Here is a 22,240-nt window from a genome sequence, read left to right on the forward strand (position 1 = left end):
GTTGGTCGTCAGTCGGTCAGATCGCGGTCTGCGTCGACTTGGGCATGTGCAGCGGGATGAGGTCGCGCGGCGGCATCGGCGTCGTGCCGCGCACGACGACGACGCTGCGGAACAGCTCCTCGATCTCGCTCGCGTCGTCGGGCTGCTCGGCGGCCTTGCCGGCGATCACGCCGCGCAGGAACCAGCGCGGGCCGTCGACGCCGACGAAACGGGCCGGACGGGAGCCCGCGGTGCCGCCGTCGCCGTCCACGGCGACCGGGACGGACGCGCGGAGCTCGGGGCCGAACGGGCCGTCGACCTCGGTCACGACACCGCCCTGGCGCTCGATCTGCTCGGCGATCTGGGCGCGGATCTCGTGCCACAGGCCGGTGGACCGGGGTGCCGCGAACGGCTGGACCTGCAGCGTGGACTCGTCGTAGTCGAGCCCGACCGCGACGACGCGCTGCGAGCCCTCCTCGACCTCGAGGCGCAGGTGCAGGCCCTCGCGCGGGAGCACCTTCACCCCGCCCAGGTCGACGTAGGGGCGGACCAGGTTCGCCTCGGTCTCGTCGTGGGGGCCGTTCTCGGCCCGGTCCTCCGGAGCGGACTTGTCCGTCGGGGCGACCGCGTCGACCTCGTCGAGGTCCGCGTCGGCATCCGTCGCGATGTCGACCTCGGGGGACGTGTCCGCGACCTCGATGTCGTCGGCGACGGCGTCCGCCACCTCGACCTCGTCCCGCTTGCGTCGGCCGAACTTCATGCGCGCGTTCCTTCCTGAGCGTCTGCGGCGGCACCGGTCACGGCGTCGCTCCGGTCACCGTAGCCCGACGAGCCGAACCCGCCCTGTCCGCGGACGCTGTCCGGCAGGTCGTCGACCCGGGTGTAGGTCACCTGCGGGACCGGCATCACGATCAGCTGGGCGATGCGGTCGCCGACGTGCACCTCGTACGGTTCCGTCTGGTCGGTGTTGAGCAGGGCGACCTTGATCTCCCCGCGGTAGCCGGAGTCGACGGTGCCGGGGCTGTTCACGATCGTGATGCCGTGCTTCGCCGCCAGGCCGCTCCGCGGGACAACGAACGCGGCGTAGCCCTCGGGCAGCGCGATGCGCAGCCCCGTGGCGGCCAGGTGTCGCTCCCCCGGCTGCAGCACGAAGGCCTCGGTGGAGACGAGATCGGCACCCGCGTCGCCGGGGTGGGCGTGGCCGGGAGCGTGCTCCCCGGTCCAGAGGACGTCGACTGGTTCGGTCACGTGACGAGGGTAGTGCAGCCGTGACCGTTCCGTGACCTCGCTCGCTCGTGATCGAATGGACCCGTGACCCTGTACCGCGAACGACTCTGGGCCCCGCCCGCCCTCTACCTGGCGACGGCGCTCGTCATCCCCGCCACCCTGCTCGTCTTCCTCCCCATCAGCGTCCTGGCCGGCGTCCTCGTGGCGATCGGGATGGAGCTCGGGGTCCTGGTCCTCCTGTGGGCACTCGCACCCACCGTCGAGGTCACCGACACCGAGTTCCGCGCGGGCAAGGCCCACCTCCCCCGCACGCTCGTCGGCACGACCGAGGCGTTCGAGGGCGCAGCGGCCACCGAGCAGCGCGGGCCGGCACTCGACGCCCGCGCCTGGACCCTCTTCCGCGGCTACGTCCGCGGGGTCGTCAAGGTCGAGGTGCGCGACGACGCGGACCCGACGCCCTACTGGCTGGTCAGCGTCCGGCACCCGGGCAAGGTCGTCGAGGCGCTGCGTTCCTGACGGACCACGGTCCACGGTCCACGGTCCACGGGCCACGGCCTGGAGGCGCGGCTCGGCCCCGCCTCGCAGCACACGACGAAGGCCCCGCATCCCTGGAGGATGCGGGGCCTTCGCTGATCGTTGCGTCGAGAGCGACGCGGCTGTGCTCGCTAGAGCGAAGCGCACTCCGCGCAGACCGGTCCGAGCTTCGACTCGTGGTCGAGCTGGGAGCGGTGCTTCACGAGGAAGCACTCGACGCAGGTGAACTCATCGACCTGCGGGGGCAGCACCACGACGTCGAGGTCGACGTCGCTGAGGTCCTGCCCGGCGAGTTCGAAGCTGCCGGGGTTGTCGGAATCATCGTCGACGACCCCCGACATCTTGTCGGGAACGCGCTCCTTGAGGGCCTCGATCGACTCTGAGTCAGAGTTGTCGTCGGTCTTCCGGGGGGCGTCGTAATCGGTGGCCATGCCCATCCATTTCTCGTATCGAGAGGTCGTCGCCGGGTGATCGGCGGCGACAGTTTGCACCACGCCCCGCCAGAGCGCAAACCGAGTGCTGCGGCGGGTCGTGCTGGCTGTGCAACCCACGACCGGAACCGGACATTCCCGACACCCGTTGCCGGAGCGCCGCCCGCCCGGGATCGGCCGTGCGGATGTCCGCGGCACGCCCGTGCGCCTCCCCGGAAACCGCCCGTCGTCCCTGCATACTCACGGGGTACGACAGCAGCACCGTACGCGACGCTGGGAAGGCGGAACCATGCAAGACGTGAGAGTCATCGGAGTCGAGTCCGGCGCACTCCTCCTGGCGACCGACGGCGGCACCGAGTTCCGGTTGCCCGTCACGTCGTCGCTGGCAGGCCAGGTGCGCCAGGCGAACCCCGACGCCGGTCCGCAGAAGCGGGTCTCCCCCAAGGACGTCCAGGCGCGCATCCGTGGTGGCGCCGACGCCGCCGACGTGGCCGCCGCGCTCGACGTCGACGTCGAGTACGTCCGCCGCTTCGAGGGCCCGGTCCTCGCCGAGCGTGCCTTCATCCTCGACGCCTCGCACCGCGTGCCGGTCACCCCGGTCGACGACGAGGCCCCCGACACCTTCGGCCCCGCGATCACCGCGAAGCTCGAGGCCGGCGAGGCCACCGCGATCACCTGGGGCTCCTGGAAGCACCCGGAGAGCGGCTGGCAGGTCCGCGTCCGCTACACCGCTGGCGAGGTCGAGCACGACGCCCAGTGGCACTTCGACCCCAAGACCTCGACCCTCGTACCGGACAACGGCGACGCGCACCGGCTGTCGCACACCGACGACGAGGGCATCGCCCCGCGTCTGCGTGCGGTCGAGTTCGAGCAGCAGGACGACGACGGCACCCGCTTCGACTCCGGCGCCTTCCGCGTCGACGAGCCGGAGCAGCCGGCCGCGGAGCCCGAGCCGTCCCAGCACGCGCCGCTCCGTGCACCGCTGCCCCGCATCGGCCAGGCCGCCGTGGAAGAGCGTGCTCCCGGCAACGAGACCGCCGACCTGCTCGAGGCGCTCCGCCGTCGCCGCGGTGAGCGCGAAGCCGCGTCCTTCGGCGAGCAGCGCGACGAGTCCGCCCGCGGCACGTCCATCAGCGTCGTCGACATCCCGCTGCAGGGCTTCGAGGACGGCGGCGCGCACGACACCGCACCGCAGTCGACCGACACCCGCCCGGCCTCGGCGCCCGAGCCCGAGAGCCGTGGCGAACGCAAGAAGCGCAACCGCCGCTCGATGCCGAGCTGGGACGAGATCGTCTTCGGCACCCGCCCGGACGACGACCCCGCCTGATCGGCACGCACACCGGCCGTCGGCACTGCCCCTCGTGAGCACTGACGCCCCTGGTGGGCACCGACGCTCCTAGTGGGCGAACGCGCCGGCGAGCCGGAGCGGCACGATCGTCTCCTCGTCGGTCATCGCCCCGTGCTGGCCGATCATGCGCTTCGGCGTCTCGTCCTCGCGCAGGGCACGGTCGTCGTTGAACGCCCACGAGCCGCGCGCCACGACGAGCACGTCGCCGATGCGCGGCAGCACCTGGTCGGACACCTGCCCGAACCACCCGGCCTCGATCGCCTCGGCACGGCTGGCGACGGAGGCCTTCTTGCCGTAGCGGGCCCGGAACGCGCCGACGAGGGCTCGGACGTCGGTACCGGGTGCGACGGTGAGCTGGCGGCAGCGCGGGTCGCCCGCGACGCCGACGACGTCGGTGAGCAGCAGCGGGTCGATGGCGATGTTCGCGTGGTCCGGCACGTCGAGCACACCGTGGTCCGCCGTCACCAGGACCCCCACGTCGTCGGCGGTCCGCGCATCGAGGCGGGCGAGTTCCCCGTCGAGCAGCTCGAGGGCGGCCGTCCACCGGTCGGACTGCCAGCCGTACTTGTGCCCGATCGAGTCGAGCTCCGGCACGTACAGGTAGACGAGCGAGCGGCCGGTGGCGGTCTCGGCCAGTGCGGCATCGACACGCTGCGGGATGGTGTCCGCCGACACGTACCGGGCGCCGCCGAGCACGTTCGCGGTCATCCCGGACGAGCGGTACCGGTCCGGCCCGACGACGACGGGGTCGAGCCCGAGCTCCGCGGCCCGGGTGAACAGGGTCTGCGTCAGGAACCAGTCCGCGGGCACCTCGGTGTCCCAGCCGCCGAGCAGGTTCATCACGGCACCGGTGTCCGGGTTCCAGCCGCTGTACCCGACGACGCCGTGGGTGCCGGGCGACCGGCCCGTGGTCAGGGTGCTCAGCGCCGCCGCGGTCGTCGTCGGGAACCCGCTCCGGAGCTTCTTCGCGGTGCCGGTGCCCTTCGCACCGGTCAGCCAGCGGGCGTGCCCGGCGCGCGCCGCCAGCGCGGCGGAACCGAGGCCGTCGACCAGCACGACGATCGCCGAGCGGGCGGGGCGGAGGGCGATCCGGGCCTCCAGGCCGTCGTTCCGCAACCACGCGTCGTCCGCAGCGCCGAGCGCCACGAGGCAACTCGGGAAGACGTCGGCGAGGTTCGCGACGGCGTCGGGGGCCGTCGGTACGCTTGTTCCCATCCCACGAGTCTCCCAGACGACTCCGGTTCTCCAGAAAGGTGCCATGGCACGCACGGACGTAGTCGGCCTGCCCGACGGTGAGCGCATCGAGGACGTCGACGTCTCCGAGGAGATGCAGGGCTCCTTCCTCGAGTACGCGTACTCCGTCATCTACTCGCGGGCACTGCCCGACGCCCGCGACGGCCTGAAGCCGGTGCAGCGTCGCATCCTGTACCAGATGGCCGAGATGGGGCTGCGGCCCGACCGCGGACACGTCAAGAGCGCTCGCGTCACCGGCGAGGTGATGGGCAAGCTGCACCCGCACGGCGACGGCGCGATCTACGACGCGCTGGTCCGCATGGCCCAGCCGTTCACGATGCGCGTGCCGCTCGTCGACGGTCACGGCAACTTCGGCTCGCTCGACGACGGCCCCGCTGCCGCCCGGTACACCGAGGCCAGGCTCGCCGAACCGTCGATGGCGATGACCGAGGGCCTGGGCGAGGACGTCGTCGACTTCGTCCCGAACTACGACAACCAGATCATGCAGCCGGGCGTGCTGCCGGCGGCGTTCCCGAACCTGCTCGTCAACGGCGCCTCCGGCATCGCGGTCGGCATGGCGACGAACATGGCGCCGCACAACCTCGGCGAAGTGGTCGAGGCCGCGAAGCACCTGCTCATGAACCCGCAGGCCAGCCTCGAAGAGCTCATGGAGTTCGTGCCCGGCCCCGACCTGCCGTCCGGCGGCACGATCGTCGGCCTCTCCGGGGTCCGCGACGCCTACGCCACCGGCCGCGGTTCGTTCCGCACCCGGGCGAAGGTGAGCGTCGAGAACCTCACCCCGCGCAAGGTCGGGCTCGTCGTCACCGAGCTGCCCTACCTGGTCGGCCCCGAGCGTGTGATCGAGAAGATCAAGGACGGCGTCCAGTCCAAGAAGCTCGTCGGCATCTCCGACGTCAACGACCTGACCGACCGCAACCACGGGCTCCGGCTCGTCATCGGCATCAAGAGCGGCTTCAACCCCACCGCCGTGCTCGAGCAGCTCTACAAGCACACCCCGCTCGAGGACGGCTTCGGCATCAACAACGTCGCGCTGGTCGGCGGGTCACCGCGCACCCTCGGGCTCCGCGAGCTGCTCGACGTCTACGTGCAGCACCGCCTCGACGTCGTCACCCGGCGGTCGCAGTACCGGCTGGCACGACGCAAGGAACGGCTGCACCTGGTCGAGGGCCTGCTCATCGCGATCCTCGACATCGACGAGGTCATCCAGGTCATCCGCACCTCCGACGACTCCGAGGCAGCGCGCAACCGCCTGCGCGACGTCTTCGACCTGTCCGAGGTACAGGCCGAGTACATCCTCGAGCTGCGCCTGCGCCGCCTGACGAAGTTCTCGCGGATGGAGCTCGAGGCCGAGCGCGACCAGCTGCTCGCCGACATCGCCGCCCTCGAGGAACTGCTGGCGTCCGACGAACGGCTCCGCGCGCAGGTCGCCCTCGAGCTCACCGAGGTGTCCGACAAGTTCGCGACCCCGCGCCGCACCCTGCTCACCGAGGCCGACGCCCCGGTGAAGGGCGGTCGGAAGGCCGCGGTCGACCCGGAGTCGCTGCAGATCGCCGACTCGCCCTGCCGCGTGCTGCTCTCCACCACCGGACGGCTCATCCGCGTCGACATCCCGACGTCGGAGCTCGGCATCGTCCGCGTGCCGAAGCGCTCGAAGCACGACGCCGTCCGCTCCGCCGTGGTGAGCACGGTGCGGGGGCAGATCGGCGCGATCACCTCGACCGGTCGTGTCCTCCGGCTCTCCCCCGTCGACGTCCCCGCCGTACCGCCCGCCGCGGTCCGGCTCGACGCCGGCGTCCGGGTCACCGACTTCCTGGCGCTCACCAAGGGCGAGACCGTCGTGGCGATCGTCGACCTGTCCGGCGCGTCCTCGGACTCGCTGGCGATCGGCACCGCACACGGCGTCGTGAAGCGCGTCGTCCCGGGCGCCTGGCCGGACAAGCCCGAGTTCGTCGCCATCGGCCTGAAGCCCGGCGACCACGTAGTCGGCGCTGCCCAGGCCCCGGAGTCCGACGACCTCGTGTTCATCAGCTCGAACGCGCAGCTGCTGCGGTTCCCGGCGTCCGTCGTCCGGGCGCAGGGGCTGCCCGCGGGTGGCGTGGCCGGCATGGCCCTGGCCGACGGCGCCTCGGTGATCTGGTTCGGCTCGGTCGCCCGCTCCGACGACGCCGTGGTCGCCACGGTGTCCACCACCTCGACCGCACTGCCCGGCACCGACGCCGGCCGCGCCAAGGTCTCCGCCCTGTCGGAGTTCCCGGCGAAGGGCCGCGCCACCCAGGGTGTCCGGGCGCACGCGTTCCTGAAGGGCGAGGACGGGCTCACCGTGGGCTGGGCCGGCATCGCGCCGCCGCACGCCGTCGGCACGGATGGCGCCGCACGGACCCTGCCCGACTGGCTGTCGAAGCGTGACGGGTCGGGTGCCCCGCTCGAGGCGGTCATCGGCTCGATCGGTGGCAGCGCTGCGACGCTCGACGGCACCGCCGGCGAGGCGTAGGCGCGCACTGGTTTCGCGCCTGGCGACACCTCACGCCCGTGGGGATGCGTGAGGTGTCGCCCAGCGCGTGAGAACGCAGGGCACACCGGCCTGGAGGCGCGGGGCGGCCCCGCCACGGTCCTCCCGTCCGCCATCGCGGAAGCGACAGAACCCCGCCGACGTTCGGCGGGGTTCTGTCGCTCTTGCGCCATGGACCGTGCGCGTCGGCCGAGCGGTGTCGCTTTCGCGACGCGCTACGCGTCGATGCGGTCGCGGTCCAGGCCCTCGCCGGCCAGGATGAACTCCTTGCGCGGCGCGACGTCGTTGCCCATGAGCAGCTCGAACACCTTCGCGGCACCCTCGGCATGGGTCACGTTCACCCGGCGCAGGGTGCGGTGCGCGCGGTCCATCGTGGTCTCCGCCAGCTGGTCGGCGTCCATCTCACCAAGGCCCTTGTACCGCTGGATCGGCTCCTGGTACTTCTTGCCCGTCGTCTCGAGCTTCTTCAGCACCGTCTGCAGCTCCTGTTCGGAGTACGTGTACAGCGTGTCGTTCGGCTTGCCGCGGTTCACCACGACGACCCGGTGCAGCGGCGGCACGGCGGCGAAGACCCGGCCCTGCTCGATCATCGGCCGCATGTACCGGAAGAACAGCGTCAGCAGCAGCGTGCGGATGTGGGCGCCGTCGACGTCGGCGTCCGACATGATGATGATCTTGCCGTAGCGGGCCTGGTCGATGTCGAACGTGCGGCCGGAACCGGCGCCGATGACCTGGATGATCGACGCGCACTCGACGTTCGAGAGCATGTCCGACACGGACGCCTTCTGCACGTTCAGGATCTTGCCGCGGATCGGCAGCAGCGCCTGGTACTCGCTGTTGCGGGCGAGCTTCGCGGTGCCCAGCGCCGAGTCGCCCTCGACGATGAAGAGCTCCGTGCCCTCGGTCTCCTGCGAGCGGCAGTCGGCGAGCTTCGTCGGCAGCGAGGAGTTCTCGAGCGCGTTCTTGCGGCGCTGCGTCTCCTTGTGTGCCCGCGCCGAGATGCGGGTCTTCATCTCGGACACGACCTTCTCGAGCAGGGCGGCCGACTGTGCCTTCTCGGTGCGCTGCGTCGAGGTGAGGATCTCGGTGATGCGCTTCGACACGACCTGGTCGACGATCTTGCGGACCGCCGGGGTGCCGAGGATCTCCTTCGTCTGTCCTTCGAACTGCGGCTCGGGCAGGCGCACGGTCAGCACGGCGGTCATGCCGGCGAGGACGTCGTCCTTGTCGAGCTTGTCCTGCCCGACCTTGAGCTTGCGGGCGTTCGCCTCGACCTGGGCACGGACCGCCTTGACGACGCCCGACTCGAACCCGGCCTGGTGGGTGCCGCCCTTCGGCGTCGCGATGATGTTGACGAAGCTGCGGAACACGGTCTCGTAGCCACTGCCCCAGCGGAGCGCCAGGTCGACCTCGCACTCGCGCTCGACCGAGGTGGAGACCATGTGGCCCTTGTCGTCGAGCATCGGCACGGTCTCGGTGAAGGTTCCAGTGCCCTGCACGCGCCAGACGTCGGTGAGGGGGCTGTCGACGGCGAGGTGCTCGACGAACTCGCCGATGCCACCCTCGTACCGGAAGCGCTCCACCACCGGCCCCGCGGCCACGGTGGTGCCCGTCGCCTCGGCCCGGGCGGCAGCGGCGTCGATCGAAGCCGCGCGCTCGTCGGTGATGGTGATGCCGAGCCCGGGCACGAGGAATGCGGTCTGCCGTGCACGGGTGACCAGGTCGTCGGTGCTGAACCGGGCGTCGGCGGTGAAGATCTGGCGGTCCGCCCAGTACCGGATCCGGGAGCCGGTGACGCCCTTCTTGACCTTGCCCACCACACGCAGTTCGCTGCCGGAGGTGAAGGGCGCGAACGGAGCGTCCGGGCCGATGCCCTTGCTGTCGTCGAAGATGCCGGGCTCGCCGCGGTGGAACGACATGGCGTAGGTCTTGCCGCCCCGGTCGACCTCGACGTCGAGGCGCTCTGACAGCGCGTTCACGACCGAGGCGCCGACACCGTGCAGGCCGCCCGAGGCCGCATACGACCCCGAGCCGAACTTGCCGCCGGCGTGCAGCTTGGTGAACACGACCTCGACGCCGGTGAGGCCGGTCTTCGGTTCGACGTCGACGGGGATGCCGCGGGCGGTGTCACGGACCTCGACCGAGCCATCGGCGTGCAGCACGACACCGATCTCGTCACCGTGTCCCGCGAGTGCTTCGTCGACCGAGTTGTCGATGATCTCCCACAGGCAGTGCATGAGGCCCCGGGAGTCCGTCGAGCCGATGTACATGCCCGGCCGCTTCCGGACCGCCTCGAGCCCTTCGAGGACGGAGAGATGGCGTGCGGAGTAGTCGGAGCTCACCGTCGGAGTTTACCGAGCGGCACCGACAGCACCGTGTGGACACTCGCACTGGGGCCAAGCGATCCGCGCTGAGCGAAACAGGCCCCGACAATGCGTCGCTCTCAGGCATCACGTGTTGAAATGGTGCAACCACCCGGCACCACCTGCGATCCGTGAGGAGCACAGCAATGACCCAGACCGTGCAGGACCCCTCCATCGACGAAGTCAGCAACCACCAGCTGACCGCCGCCGACCGTTGCGACAGCTGCGGGGCGCAGGCCTACATCCGAGCCACCATGTCGAGCGGCGAGCTCTACTTCTGCGCCCACCACGGCGCCGAGTTCAAGGACAAGCTCGCGGCGACCGCCATCGAGTGGCACGACGAGAGCAGCCGACTCTACGAGTCGAAGTAGTCGCGACCGACACAAAGACAGGAGGCGCGGTGCCAGCTGGCACCGCGCCTCCTGTCTGTCTGCAGCCCGGTTCAGAACTCGCGGTTCAGCGACCAGGCCACCCCGCGGTAGCTGTTCGGCCCCCAGATGCCGTCGATCGGCCCGCTGTACCTGCCGTGGGCGGCCGCCCATCGCTGCAGTGCCCGGATGATCTCGGGGCTCTGCCAGTTGTGGAGGTCGCCTGCACGGAAGTACCCGCCCTTCGCGAGCTGCTCGGAGACACCCGTCCAGGAGTTCGGACCCATGATCCCGTCGATCGGTCCCTTGTAGCCGTAGTACCCCGCCATGCTGCCGAGGCACTGCAGCCGCTTGTAGAAGATCGGCCCCGGGACGCCGTCCGACTCGGTCGTGGTCGTCGGCACCGAACTGCAGGCCGAACTGATGCGGGGCGTCGCGGCCTCAGCCGGAGCTGTCTGGACGACGGCAGCGGCAGTGGTGATCGCCACGACGAGTGCGCCGACCAGGGCGAGGACGGATTTGTTGGTGAGCATGAAGCCTCCTTTGTCGGCTTCCAACATTTCACATCTCGCACACGAGCGGACCGGCTTGGCAATTGTTGCCACTCATCAGAGACGACGAAGGCCGGGCCCCCTCGGGACCCGGCCTTCGTCTTCGTGCGTCAGGCGATGCGCTTGAACGCCTTGTCGACGTAACGGTCGACCGTGGCGCGCGCTTCAAGTGCGTAGCGGTCGATGGTCGCCGTCTGCTCCGCGTCCGGCGCGTACTCGCGGCCCAGCCGTGCGGTGGCCGCGGCGAGGACACCGTCGGTCAGCTGCGGGTTGAGCGGCAGGACCGGACCCTGGGTGTGCGTGCCGAAGGAGTTCCCGACGATCGCGCCCTCGACCGGGGAGCCGGCCTGGTTGCCGCCGCCGGAGACGACGTCGGCGAAGGGTGTGACCCCGGCTGCGAGCTCGATGCGGGTGGCGTGGTCCTCGAAGCCCGCGAGACGCTTCGGTGCTCCGGGGAGCAGCGGGTACCGGGTCTCGAGGACGAAGTAGTTCACGCGACGTTCGGCACCGCGGACTGCTCGAGCGTCGAACACGCCGAAGCCGGCGACCGGCGCGCCCTCGGTCGGCACGACCTCGTTCGTCGCGAGGTCGAACCCACCGCCGACGGCGAGCACCGGCACACCATCGGTCGCGAACGCACGGAGTGCTCCCCCGATGCGTGTGACGTCGTCGCCCAGGGAACGCATCGCGCTGAGCGGACCGTTGCCGATGACGACGACGTCCGCCGTGGTCGGCAGGTCGTCACCGGGCGCGTACTCGAGGACCTGGGTCTCGATGTCCGCGGCGGCCGCACGGCGGACCAGCGCCGCGACGTTGCCACGGTCGCCCGAGACGCCCATCTGCCGGGGGTAGACGTGCAGGATCGTCAGCCGATCGGCCGTCATGCGGTCTTCTCCATGTCCGGGTGGCCGAGGGCCTTGCGGGCGATCATCATGATCTCGTAGTTGACGATGAAGTTCTTCGTCCCGCGGGTCGTCGAGCCGAGCTGCTCCATGTGCTTGATAGCCGCTTCGACGTCGGGCTCGACCCGGCCGATGCGGACACCGGCGTGCTCGAGCGCGATCGCGATCTGCCACGCCTTGTCACCGGAGACGACGTCCACGTGGTCGAGCTTCGAGAAGTCGATGTCGTAGATCCAGGAGATGTCGGGCGTGCCCTCGTCGATCGCCATGAGGACCTGCTCGGGCTGGTCCGGCAGGGCGTCGAGGTTGAGCTGCAGGCTCGCGGCGTTCTTGAACATCGTGAACTCGGCGGACTCGCCCGCAATGGGCAGTCGCTCACCGCGGCCGTACGCGGGCTTCATCGTGCCGAAGGCCTTGGTCACGGCATCGGCGCGGAACTGCGCGCCGAGGGCCGCACTCGCCGTCGCGGTGGCTGCAGCGGCGTCGACCGCGTAGTGCAGGCCGCGGGCGGGCAGCCGGACCGGGATCTCGGCGCCGTCGAAACGGATCGTCGCGCCGTCGCCCGTGTGGGCCACGACCTCGGCGTCGGCAGTGTGCTGGGCACGGTCACCGGCGTCGAACGAGTCGGCGTTCTGCAGACCGTTCGGCGCTGCGGCGATGACCTCGTCGCTCGCACCGAACCGCAGGACACGCTGCCCGGGGGTACCGGAGTAGCCGTCGAGGAACTGGTCGTCGTGGTTCGTGATGACGTTCGCCGTCGACAGTGCGGCGGTGTCGAGCATCATCGTCGCCACGCGCTCGGTCTCGAAGAACCGGTACAGCTGGTCGACCTGCACGTTGAGCATCGTCACCGTCGAGGGCGACAGGATCCCGGCGAGCTCGACCGCGAAGGCCTCGTCGACCTCGAGGATGCCGATGTCTGCCTTCAGGCGACCGGTCAGCGAGACCTCGGACAGCAGGGCCGACGCGATGCCCTGCGGCAGGTTCGCGCCGGACGGGTTCGTGAAGACCCGCAGCCCGTGGGCACGCACGATGTCGGAGATCATGTGCGTGGTCGTCGACTTGCCGTTCGAGCCGAGCACGAAGACGACGCCGTTCGGGAACTGCTTCGTCACGTGCTGCAGGAAGTCCGGCACGAGCTTCAGGACGATGAACCCCGGGTAGGCGGACCCGCCGCCCCGCGCACGAGCGAGGGCACGGAGGATCCGCCCGATCAGGATCGGGATGAAGAAGCGCATGCCGGCTTACTCGAGGTAGTCGCGCAGCGACTGCGACCGCGACGGGTGGCGGAGCTTCGCCATCGTCTTGGACTCGATCTGACGGATGCGCTCACGCGTCACGCCGAACGTGTCACCGATCTGGTCGAGGGTCTTCGGCTGGCCGTCACCGAGGCCGAAGCGCATGCGGATCACGCCCGCCTCGCGCTCGGACAGGGAGTCGAGCAGGCTCTCGAGCTGCTTCTGCAGCATCGTGAAGCCCACCGCGTCGGCCGGCACGACCGCCTCGGTGTCCTCGATGAGGTCACCGAACTCCGAGTCGCCGTCCTCGCCCAGGGGCGTGTGCAGCGAGATCGGCTCGCGGCCGTACTTCTGGACCTCTACGACCTTCTCCGGGGTCATGTCGAGCTCGCGGGCGAGCTCTTCCGGAGTGGGTTCGCGACCGAGGTCCTGCAGCATCTGCCGCTGGACGCGGGCGAGCTTGTTGATGACCTCGACCATGTGCACCGGGATGCGGATGGTGCGGGCCTGGTCGGCCATGGCGCGGGTGATGGCCTGACGGATCCACCACGTCGCGTAGGTCGAGAACTTGAAGCCCTTGGTGTAGTCGAACTTCTCGACCGCACGGATCAGGCCCAGGTTGCCCTCCTGGATGAGGTCCAGGAACTGCATGCCACGACCGGTGTAGCGCTTCGCGAGCGAGACGACCAGGCGGAGGTTCGCACCGAGCAGGTGCGACTTCGCACGCTGACCGTCACGGGCGACCCAGCGCAGTTCACGCTCGGCGGGCTTCGAGAGCCCCGTCGCGTGCTGCAGCTTGTCCTCGGCGAACAGGCCGGCCTCGATGCGCATCGCGAGCTCGACCTCCTGCTCGGCGTTGAGCAGGGCGACCTTGCCGATCTGCTTCAGGTAGTCCTTCACCGGGTCGGCGGTGGCACCCGTGATGGTCGTCGAGTAGACCGGCGCCTCGTCGTCGTCGGTCTGCGAGATGACGAGCGCACCGGCGGCGACCGCGGCAGCGGCGTCCGGCTTGGCCGTCTTGTCGTCGGTGTCGTCGGCCTCGTCGGTCGGCTCCTCGACGGGCTCGTCGGAGGCGATCGCCTCGTCGACGGCGTCGGTCTTCTTCGCCTTGGGCGCCGCCTTCTTGGCGGGCGCCTTCTTGGCGGGGGCCTTCGTGGCGCGCTTCTTCGGCGCTGCGGTGCCCTCGGTGTCCGTGGCGTCCTCTGCCACAGCGCCCTCGGGCTCGGTGTCCTTCGTGGGATCGATCGTCGTGCTCCGGGCAGCCATGCGATCACCTCTCTCGTCGTGCCACGTTCGTGGGGTCGTGGCCTCCCTCGCCGCCCAGGTCCCGCGCCGCAGTCCCCCGCGTCGTACGAGTCCTACCGTTCCGGGCAGCACTAGGACCCATGTCAAGTCCCCCGAGTTCACCGGCGCACCGATGTGCTCCGACAGACAGGGGTCCCGAACGGGTCCGTGATCATTATTGCACGTGCCGCTTCCGCAGGCGTGCAACGAGTGCAACCCAGAGTGGTCCGACGCGTATTCCCTCTTCCGAGTGCAGCACCCGGCGGGTCCGACGGCGGGCGTGCAGGAGCATCCCGACGCCGAAACCGACCACGACGTACTGCACGGTGAGGGCGATCCGGAAGTTCTCCCAGGCGAACACCTCGGTGCCCGAAGCCCGCGCAGCGACGTCGAGGACGACGCCGATCAGGTACATCATCACGAAGGCCGCCAGGAACCCGCCGACGTTCACCACGCCGTTCGCCGAGCCGAGAGATCCGACCGGGTTGAAGGTCCGGGCGAAGTCGAAGCCGATCAGGGAACCGGGCCCACCGATCCCCATCGCGACGACGAGCAGCACGAGCAACCACGTCGGCGGGTGCCCGGGCCAGAGCAGGATCGCCGTCCAGAGCACCGCGAGCAGGACGACCACGCCGAGCACCAGGTTCGACCGGCGCATCGGGAACCGTGCGCAGAGCACACCGAGCACCGGGCCGGCGACGAACCCGACGACCACGATGATCGTGAGGAACCCGGCAGCTTCACCCGGGGAGTACCCGAGCCCCCGGAGCATCGGCACGCCCCACAGCAGCGAGAACACCGTGCCCGAGGACTGCGTGACGTAGTGCGACCAGAACCCGAGCTGCGTGCCCGGGCGTCGGAGCGCGTGCCCGAAGGTGCTGAACGCGGCGCCCCACGAGTGCGGCAGCGGGATGGTGTCCGTCCGCACCGGCACGGGACCGTTCCGCACGAAGACCGCGGCGAGCACGAGACCGACAGCGCTGGCCGCGGCCGCGACGCCGAACGCCGGGGTCCAGCCCACTGTGTGCAGCAGCACCGCGAACGGGAACGCCGAAAGGATCTGGCCGATCTGCCCGAGGTTGCCCGTCCACTGCGAGATCTGCGGCAGGATCCGGCCGCTGAACCACATCGGAACCAGGCGGATCACCGAGATGAAGGTCATGGCGTCACCGGCACCGACGAGCACCCGCCCCGCGATGGCCGGCCCGATCGACGGGGACACGGCGACGATCGCCTGTCCGACGACCAGCAGCGCGGCGCCGAGGAGCACCAGCCGGCGCGGGCCCACGCGGTCGAGTGCGATCCCCACCGGGATCTGCAGCCCCGCGTAGACGGCGATCTGCACGACGGCGAGAGTCGAGAGGACGGCGGCGGAGACGGCGAACCGGTCCTGCGCGTCGACACCGGACACCCCGAGCGAGGACCGCTGCACCACGGCGAGGACGTACGCGAGGACCGCGACGCCCCAGATCAGGAAGGCACGACGGGAGTTCACCGGACCAGGCTACCGACGCGTCCCCGCGTCGATGCGCGACGAGCGTCGTCGACGCGCGTCACGTCGTGCGGGCGACCGGAGGGCGGCCTGGAGGCGCGGTGCGGGGCCGCCACGGGCCTCCAGGCCGCCCTGTGGGGACGTCCGGATCCCGCGACGGTCAGTCGGTCGCGTCGCCCTGGGTGCGCCGGTCGGCGAGGAAGCGCTCGAGCTCGGCCGCGATGGCGTCGGCGGTCGGCACCTCGCCGTCGACGCCGGTGAGCGGCGATGCGACGGGGTTGCCCTCCATGTACGTGTCGTGCCGCTCCTCGAGCACGGAGACCAGGCGCTGCAGCTCGGGGTTGCCGGCCACCTGCTCCTCGACGCGGGTGAGGAACTCGCGACCCGACTCGCGCAGGGCGTCGGTCGGGAAGATGAGCCCGGTCGCGGCGGCGATGCCGGACAGGGCTGCGACGGCGGCGTCGGGGAACTCGGTGTCGGACAGGTAGTGCGGCACGAGCAGCACGAGCCCGGTGACCTGGGCACCAGTCTCGGCGAGGCGGTGCTCGACCAGGTGCAGGACGTTCGCCGGCGCCTGGGTCTCGGGCTTCCAGACGCTCATCTGCTCGACGAGGTCGGCCCGGGTGCCGGAGACGGTCAGGCTGATCGGACGGGTGTGCGGGACCGGCATCGGGATGGACTGCACCCACGTGGTGTCGGCGACCTGCAGGTCGGCGGCGAGCCCGGTGACGGCGCGGACGAAGCGGTTCCACTGGAAGTCCGGCTCGTAGCCCGACAGGAACAGGAACGGCTGGCCGATCTCGTCGCGCACCAGGTGCAGGGCCAGACGGGGCGGCTCGACGGCGCTGATGTGGTCGTGCTCGAAGGTGATGACCGGGCGACGGGCCCGCCAGTCGAGCAGCACGTCCGGGTCGAACTCGGCGACGAGTTCGGTGTCGAGGTCCTCGAGGATCGAGTTCGTCACCTGCGCCACGGCCGATCCGGCATCGGCGAAACCGGTCAGCCCGGCGATCAGGTGCAACCCTGCTGGCACGGTCGGGGCGTCCGCGTCGAACGTGTAGAGCTCCTCGGGGTGGTTCACCGTCCCCATGCTAGGCGGGGCCTCCGACGTCCCCGGTGCGCGACGACCACGCCGACAGCGAACAGGCCGTCGGTAGGGTTGGAGCATGGTCCGACCGACGCTCTCCACCACCAGTTCACCCCCCGAGACCACCACCGCCGACGTGCTCGTCGTCGGGGTCCGCCCGGGCTCGTCCGGCGAGGCCGACAGCCCCGCCGTGCTCGCCCCCACCGCCCTCGGCACGCTCGACGCCCTCGCCGGCCTCGACCTCGCCGCGATCGGGGTCACCGGCGCGAAGGACCAGCTCGTCCGCCTGCCCGCCACCGGCGTCGGTGCGAAGTCGGTCGCGCTGATCGGGCTCGGCTCCGCCACGGGTGCCGCGGCGATCCGCGCTGCGGCCGGCAGCGCCGTGCGACAGCTCCCCCGCGTCGACTCGATCACGCTCGCCCTGCCCACCGACTCCGCCGAGCTCGTCGACGCCGCCCTCGAGGGCGCGGCGCTCGGCGCCTACGCCTTCACCCGGCACAAGGGCACCGGCACCAAGGCCCCGGCCCGCGGTGACCAGCGCATCGAGGTCGTCGCCCCGGCCGACGTCGCAGCCGACGCCGCAGTGCGCCCCGCGATCGTCGCCGACGCCGCGTCGCTCGTGCGGGACCTCGTGAACACCGCCGCGGGCGACCTCGGGCCGCAGGACGTCGCCGACGTCGCGACCGGGTTCGCCTCGGACCTGCCGCTCACCGTCGAGGTCCTCGACGAGCAGGCGCTCGAGGAGCAGGGCTTCGGCGGCATCCTCGGTGTCGGCCGCGGTTCGGCGCGTCCCCCGCGCCTGGTCGTCGTCCGGTACGCGCCGGAGTCCGCCACGAAGCACCTCGCCCTCGTGGGCAAGGGCATCACCTTCGACTCGGGCGGCCTCTCGCTCAAGCCCGCGGCGTCGATGCTCGGCATGAAGACCGACATGACCGGTGCCGCCACGGTGCTCGCCGCGACCGTCGCCGCCGCCCGCCTGGGGCTGAACGTGCGCGTGACCGCGTGGCTCGCCCTCGCCGAGAACATGCCCTCCGGCACCGCGACCCGCCCGGGCGACGTCCTGACGCTGAAGAACGGCACCACGGTCGAGGTCACGAACACCGACGCCGAGGGCCGCCTGGTGCTCGGCGACGGGATGGCCGCCGCGTCGCTCGAGCAGCCCGACGCGCTCGTCGACGTCGCCACGCTGACCGGCGCCCAGGTCGTCGCGCTCGGCGACCGCACCACCGGCCTGATGGGCAGCGACGACCTCGTCGCGAAGGTCCGCGCCGTCGCCGAGGGCGTCTCGGAGCCGATCTGGCCGATGCCGCTGCCCGAGGAGCTCGAGGCCCGGCTGTCCAGCGACGTCGCCGACATCGTCAACGCCACGGTCGGCAACCCGGCCGGTGGCATGCTGCTCGCGGGCAAGTTCCTCGAGCGCTTCGCCGGCGAGGGTGTCCCCTGGGCGCACCTCGACATCGCGGGTCCGTCGGAGAACAAGGGCGGCGGGTACGCCTGGTTGGGCAAGGGTGCGACGGGCGTGATGGTCCGGACGCTCATCGCTCTCGCAGAAGACCTCCAGTCCGAGTAGTAGGTTTGGTACCGGTGGGAACGGCGCACCGACGCGCCTCCCACCGGTACTGCACGGGACGGGACCGGAACCACGCGGTCCGACCGTCGGACGCCGCCCTCCGCGGTGTCCACGTAGGGCCCGATCGGCCCGACACGCACGAGGGAGTTGCACCAGGTGACGGAACAGACTTACGACGTCGTTGTCCTCGGTGGCGGGAGTGGTGGGTACGCCGCTGCGCTCCGGGCCGCCGAACTCGGCATGAGCGTCGCGCTCATCGAGGGCGACAAGCTCGGAGGGACGTGCCTGCACCGCGGCTGCATCCCGACGAAGGCACTGCTGCACGCGGCCGAGGTCGCCGACGCGACGCGCGACGCCGAGAAGTACGGCGTGGTCGCGGAGTTCGCCGGTGTCGACGTGCCCAAGGTCATCGACTACCAGCAGGGCATCATCAACTCCAAGTACAAGGGCCTGCAGGGTCTGATCAAGGCCCGCGGCATCACCGTGGTCGAGGGCTGGGGTCGTCTGACCTCGCAGAACACCGTGCAGGTCGGCGACCAGACCGTCACCGGCAAGAACATCGTGCTCGCGACCGGCTCCTACTCGAAGTCCCTGCCCGGGCTCGAGATCGGCGGCCGCGTGATCACCAGCGAGACCGCACTCCGCATGGACTACGTCCCGAACAAGGTCGTCATCCTGGGCGGCGGCGTCATCGGCGTCGAGTTCGCCAGCGTCTGGAAGTCCTTCGGGGCCGAGGTCACCATCGTCGAGGGCCTGCCGCACCTGGTCCCCGCCGAGGACGAGTCGATGTCGAAGCAGCTCGAGCGTGCGTTCCGCAAGCGCGGCATCGAGTTCTCGCTCGGTGTCCGGTTCCAGGGCGTCGAGCAGCACGAGAACGGCGTCGTCGTCACGCTGGAGGACGGCAAGACCTTCGACGGTGACGTCCTGCTCGTCGCCGTCGGCCGTGGCCCGGTCACGCAGAACGTCGGCTACGACGAGGTCGGCGTGGCGATGGACCGCGGGTTCGTCACCACGAACGAACGTCTCGCCACGAACATCCCGAACGTCTACGCCGTCGGCGACATCGTCCCCGGTCTGCAGCTCGCGCACCGCGGCTTCCAGCAGGGCATCTTCGTCGCCGAGGAGATCGCCGGCCTCAACCCGGTGGTCATCGAGGACAAGAACATCCCGAAGATCACCTACTCCGACCCCGAGGTCGCGTCGGTCGGGCTCTCGCAGGCCAAGGCCGAGGAGCAGTACGGCGCCGACAAGGTCGACTCGTACGAGTACAACCTGGCCGGCAACGGCAAGAGCCACATCATCGGGACCTCCGGCTCCGTCAAGGTCGTGCGCGTCGTGGACGGCCCCGTCGTCGGCGTCAGCATGATCGGTGCCCGCGTCGGCGAGCTCATCGGCGAAGCCCAGCTCGCCGTGAACTGGGAGGCCTACCCGGAGGACATCGCTCCCCTGGTGCACGGTCACCCGACCCAGAACGAAGCCCTCGGCGAGGCGTTCCTGCACCTCGCGGGCAAGCCGCTGCACGCGCTGTGACCGGCACCGGCCGCACTGTGACAATGACATCAACAACCACTGCAATCCCCCGCGAAGAGGAGTCCACCCGATGAGCGAATCCGTCAACCTCCCGGCGCTCGGCGAGAGCGTCACCGAGGGCACGGTGACCCGATGGCTGAAGAACGTCGGTGACCGGGTCGAGGTCGACGAGCCGCTGCTCGAGGTCTCGACCGACAAGGTCGACACCGAGATCCCGTCGCCGATCGCCGGCGTCGTCGAGGAGATCCTCGTTCCCGAGGACGAGACCGTCGAGGTCGGCACCGCCCTCGTGAAGATCGGTGACGGCTCCGGCTCGTCCGACGGCGGTTCGGACTCGTCCGACTCCGGCGCCGACGACGCGAACGCCGCCGCTGCCGACGCCGAGGAGCCCGAGGCCGCTCCGAGCACGGAGCAGGAGGCCGAGACCCCCGCACCCGAGCCCACCGAGCCCGAGCCGGCCCCCGCCGGCCAGACGCAGCCCGCCGCCCCGCAGGCACCGTCCGCCCCGCCCGCGGCAGCGCCGGTCCCGGCCGCCGCTCCGGTCCCGCCGCCCGCAGCCGCTCCGCCGGCAGCCGTGCCGGCCCAGGCCGCTCCGGCTCCGGCGTCCGCGCCGAGCACCACGGCCGCCGCAGCGGTGCCGAACCCCACGCAGGACGGCGCAGCCTCCGGCTACGTCACCCCGCTGGTGCGCAAGCTCGCCAACGAGCAGGGTGTGGACCTGTCCACGGTCACCGGGTCCGGTGTCGGGGGGCGCATCCGCAAGGAGGACGTCCTCGCCGCCGCCGCGAAGGCCCCGGCCGCCTCGGCAGCAGCAGCACCCGCCGCCGCGTCCGGCCCGTTCGTCGCCGAGGTCTCGCCGCTGCGCGGGACCCGCGAGAAGATGACCCGCCTGCGCAAGGTCGTCGCCGAGCGTGCCGTGCAGTCGATGACCTCGACCGCACAGCTCACGAGCGTCGTCGAGGTCGACGTCACGAAGGTGGCGCAGTTCCGCGACGCCCACAAGGCGGAGTTCCTCGAGAAGACCGGCTCGAAGCTCTCCTTCATGCCGTTCTTCGCCCTCGCGGCGTCCGAGGCGCTGAAGGCCCACCCGAAGATCAACTCCACGGTCGAGGGCGACGAGATCGTCTACCCGGAGTCCGAGAACGTCTCCATCGCGGTCGACACCGAGCGCGGCCTGCTGACCCCGGTCATCAAGGACGCGGCCTCGCTGGACCTGGCGCAGTTCTCGAAGTCCATCGCGGACCTCGCCGAGCGCACCCGGAACAACCAGCTCAAGCCCGACGAGCTGGCCGGCGGCACGTTCACGCTGACCAACACCGGTTCGCGTGGCGCGCTGTTCGACACCCCCGTGGTGTTCCTGCCGCAGTCGGCGATCCTCGGCACCGGCATCGTCACGAAGCGCCCGGCGGTCGTGAAGGTCGACGGCCAGGAGGCCATCGCCATCCGCTCGTTCGTCTACCTGGCGCTGTCGTACGACCACCGGATCATCGACGGTGCGGATGCCTCGCGGTACCTCGTCGCGGTGAAGAACCGTCTCGAAGAGGGCAACTTCGCCCCGAACCTCGGGTACTGATCCCAGCAGCACGGCCGACGGCCCCGGTTCCCCTCGTGGGAGCCGGGGCCGTCCCCGTTCACGGGCGGGTTCGGCGTCACCCGCCGCCGAGCAGGGTCAGGGCGGCGACCACCGACCCGACGGCGACGACGAGCCCCACGAGCACGCGGCGGAGCGGGAGCCGTCGGTCCGCTCCGAGTGGGATACCGTGCTCGACCACGTCCCGCAGGCGCCCGAGCAGTCCGTCCTGCCCGTCCGGTGTCGGCGGTTCGGCGAACACGAGGTCGCTCGGCACAGGGGTCCAGCGGAACGGCCGGGGCGCGGCGGTGCCGTGGACGACGTCGAGTGCCGTTCGTGCGCTCGGTCCGTCACCGTCGAGGGCGTCCTGCAGCGCGTCGAGCACCGGTTGCTGAGCGGGATCGGCCGGGTCGACGCGGTCCCACACCGTCCGGGCTGCGAGCACGAGGGTCCGGGTCGCGTCGGTCGAGTGCACGGTGCGCGTCGGGGGTGCGGTGCACGTCGGGGTCCTCGCGTTGGTTGGGTTCGTCGGGGTCATCGGGTTCGTCGGGGTCGCCGGGCTCGTCGCGTTCGTCGGGCGGTCGCAGAGCACGACGGCACCGGAGTCGTCCACCAGCACGTCGTCGATGCCGGCGGCACCGAGCAGGACCGCGCCGTCGTGCACCGCCACCAGGAGCTCCAGGAGCGGGACCGTCAGGGTCACCGCGACGCCGGTGGTCGGGGTGCCGAGCCGGTCGAGCGCCGCCACGAGCGGTGTGCCGGTCGGCCGGTCGAGGTCGACCACGAGATGCCCCGTCGGGGTCCGGCCGACCGCGGCCACCGGGACGAGGTGCCGCTCGGCGGCCGCGGAGCGGTCGGCGACCCAGGTGAGCACGTCGTGCTCGTTGCCGGTCGCGATCCAGCGATCCGGGTGGTCTTCGGTGCGAGTCTCCATGGTGACCAGCGTGGCGGTGGCGCGGCGGGCCTCCAGGCTCTCCCGCACCACCTGTGGACAAGACGTGTT

The 22,240-nt window shown here is 70.9% G+C and carries 19 protein-coding genes; 7 read left to right on the top strand and 12 right to left on the bottom strand.

From position 1 onward, the window contains the following. Positions 1 to 16: 16 nt before the first annotated feature. Complete coding sequence (locus DEJ01_RS14505; RefSeq protein WP_027465470.1) at positions 17 to 739, bottom strand: DUF3710 domain-containing protein; 723 nt, start codon at positions 737 to 739, stop codon at positions 17 to 19. After that, positions 736 to 1,227: a dUTP diphosphatase gene (gene dut / locus DEJ01_RS14510; RefSeq protein ID WP_071403948.1), complete on the bottom strand. Its 492-nt coding sequence runs from the start codon at positions 1,225 to 1,227 to the stop codon at positions 736 to 738. Before dut ends, DEJ01_RS14505 begins: the two co-directional genes overlap by 4 nt. 63 nt (positions 1,228 to 1,290) lie before the next feature. Between dut and DEJ01_RS14515 the strand changes: the two genes are divergently transcribed. Continuing rightward, positions 1,291 to 1,722: a DUF3093 domain-containing protein gene (locus tag DEJ01_RS14515; protein WP_111046151.1), complete on the top strand. Its 432-nt coding sequence runs from the start codon at positions 1,291 to 1,293 to the stop codon at positions 1,720 to 1,722. 149 nt (positions 1,723 to 1,871) lie between these two features. Here the strand turns inward: DEJ01_RS14515 and DEJ01_RS14520 are convergent, their stop codons facing one another. Then, entirely contained in the window at positions 1,872 to 2,171 is a 300-nt protein-coding gene (locus DEJ01_RS14520; protein WP_017886098.1) for a DUF4193 domain-containing protein, read from the bottom strand. A 298-nt stretch (positions 2,172 to 2,469) separates the two neighbouring features. Between DEJ01_RS14520 and sepH the strand changes: the two genes are divergently transcribed. Then, complete coding sequence (gene sepH / locus DEJ01_RS14525) at positions 2,470 to 3,498, top strand: septation protein SepH (RefSeq protein ID WP_181437710.1); 1,029 nt, start codon at positions 2,470 to 2,472, stop codon at positions 3,496 to 3,498. A gap of 69 nt (positions 3,499 to 3,567) precedes the next feature. On the opposite strand, the gene DEJ01_RS14530 is transcribed toward sepH, so the two are convergent. Next, the gene (locus tag DEJ01_RS14530) at positions 3,568 to 4,734 is read right to left on the bottom strand and encodes an alkaline phosphatase family protein (protein WP_181438466.1); all 1,167 of its coding nucleotides are present in this window, start codon (positions 4,732 to 4,734) and stop codon (positions 3,568 to 3,570) included. A 43-nt stretch (positions 4,735 to 4,777) separates the two neighbouring features. On the opposite strand from DEJ01_RS14530, the gene DEJ01_RS14535 reads away from it, so the two are divergent. After that, positions 4,778 to 7,264, top strand: coding sequence for a DNA topoisomerase (ATP-hydrolyzing) subunit A (locus DEJ01_RS14535; protein ID WP_111030156.1), 2,487 nt, complete (start codon positions 4,778 to 4,780; stop codon positions 7,262 to 7,264). A 233-nt stretch (positions 7,265 to 7,497) separates the two neighbouring features. On the opposite strand, the gene DEJ01_RS14540 is transcribed toward DEJ01_RS14535, so the two are convergent. Next, complete coding sequence (locus DEJ01_RS14540; RefSeq protein WP_111093414.1) at positions 7,498 to 9,624, bottom strand: type IIA DNA topoisomerase subunit B; 2,127 nt, start codon at positions 9,622 to 9,624, stop codon at positions 7,498 to 7,500. A gap of 167 nt (positions 9,625 to 9,791) precedes the next feature. Here DEJ01_RS14540 and DEJ01_RS14545 point away from each other — a divergent pair, with 167 nt between their 5' ends. Next, entirely contained in the window at positions 9,792 to 10,016 is a 225-nt protein-coding gene (locus tag DEJ01_RS14545) for a hypothetical protein (protein ID WP_017886093.1), read from the top strand. 71 nt (positions 10,017 to 10,087) lie between these two features. On the opposite strand, the gene DEJ01_RS14550 is transcribed toward DEJ01_RS14545, so the two are convergent. The 6 genes from DEJ01_RS14550 to DEJ01_RS14575 form a co-directional block, all read right to left on the bottom strand. Continuing rightward, the gene (locus tag DEJ01_RS14550) at positions 10,088 to 10,546 is read right to left on the bottom strand and encodes a peptidoglycan-binding protein (RefSeq protein WP_111046153.1); all 459 of its coding nucleotides are present in this window, start codon (positions 10,544 to 10,546) and stop codon (positions 10,088 to 10,090) included. A 128-nt stretch (positions 10,547 to 10,674) separates the two neighbouring features. Further along, positions 10,675 to 11,448, bottom strand: a complete 774-nt coding sequence (locus DEJ01_RS14555) for a type 1 glutamine amidotransferase (protein WP_111093415.1) — start codon at positions 11,446 to 11,448, stop codon at positions 10,675 to 10,677. Next, positions 11,445 to 12,704: a MurT ligase domain-containing protein gene (locus DEJ01_RS14560; RefSeq protein WP_017886091.1), complete on the bottom strand. Its 1,260-nt coding sequence runs from the start codon at positions 12,702 to 12,704 to the stop codon at positions 11,445 to 11,447. Before DEJ01_RS14560 ends, DEJ01_RS14555 begins: the two co-directional genes overlap by 4 nt. 6 nt (positions 12,705 to 12,710) lie before the next feature. Next, positions 12,711 to 13,970 (bottom strand): RNA polymerase sigma factor, encoded by a 1,260-nt coding sequence (locus DEJ01_RS14565; RefSeq protein WP_027465462.1) that lies wholly within the window; start codon positions 13,968 to 13,970, stop codon positions 12,711 to 12,713. Positions 13,971 to 14,163: 193 nt separating this feature from the next. Beyond that, complete coding sequence (locus DEJ01_RS14570) at positions 14,164 to 15,483, bottom strand: nitrate/nitrite transporter (RefSeq protein WP_071403956.1); 1,320 nt, start codon at positions 15,481 to 15,483, stop codon at positions 14,164 to 14,166. A gap of 157 nt (positions 15,484 to 15,640) precedes the next feature. Further along, positions 15,641 to 16,570, bottom strand: a complete 930-nt coding sequence (locus DEJ01_RS14575; RefSeq protein WP_027465460.1) for a proteasome assembly chaperone family protein — start codon at positions 16,568 to 16,570, stop codon at positions 15,641 to 15,643. 76 nt (positions 16,571 to 16,646) lie between these two features. Here DEJ01_RS14575 and DEJ01_RS14580 point away from each other — a divergent pair, with 76 nt between their 5' ends. The 3 genes from DEJ01_RS14580 to sucB all read left to right on the top strand — a co-directional run bounded on the left by DEJ01_RS14580 (position 16,647) and on the right by sucB (position 21,240). Then, positions 16,647 to 18,137 (top strand): leucyl aminopeptidase, encoded by a 1,491-nt coding sequence (locus tag DEJ01_RS14580; RefSeq protein WP_111093416.1) that lies wholly within the window; start codon positions 16,647 to 16,649, stop codon positions 18,135 to 18,137. 156 nt (positions 18,138 to 18,293) lie between these two features. Continuing rightward, on the top strand, positions 18,294 to 19,667 hold the full coding sequence (lpdA, locus tag DEJ01_RS14585; RefSeq protein WP_111022800.1) for a dihydrolipoyl dehydrogenase: 1,374 nt from the start codon (positions 18,294 to 18,296) through the stop codon (positions 19,665 to 19,667). Positions 19,668 to 19,737: 70 nt separating this feature from the next. Further along, positions 19,738 to 21,240, top strand: a complete 1,503-nt coding sequence (gene sucB, locus DEJ01_RS14590) for a 2-oxoglutarate dehydrogenase, E2 component, dihydrolipoamide succinyltransferase (RefSeq protein WP_071403959.1) — start codon at positions 19,738 to 19,740, stop codon at positions 21,238 to 21,240. Between the two features lie 76 nt (positions 21,241 to 21,316). Here sucB and DEJ01_RS14595 read toward each other — a convergent pair whose 3' ends face one another. Continuing rightward, on the bottom strand, positions 21,317 to 22,171 hold the full coding sequence (locus tag DEJ01_RS14595) for a hypothetical protein (RefSeq protein WP_146247633.1): 855 nt from the start codon (positions 22,169 to 22,171) through the stop codon (positions 21,317 to 21,319). Between the last annotated feature and the right edge of the window lie 69 nt (positions 22,172 to 22,240).

The sequence above is a fragment of the Curtobacterium sp. MCLR17_040 genome, assembly GCF_003234735.1.
GTDB lineage: Bacteria > Actinomycetota > Actinomycetes > Actinomycetales > Microbacteriaceae > Curtobacterium > Curtobacterium flaccumfaciens.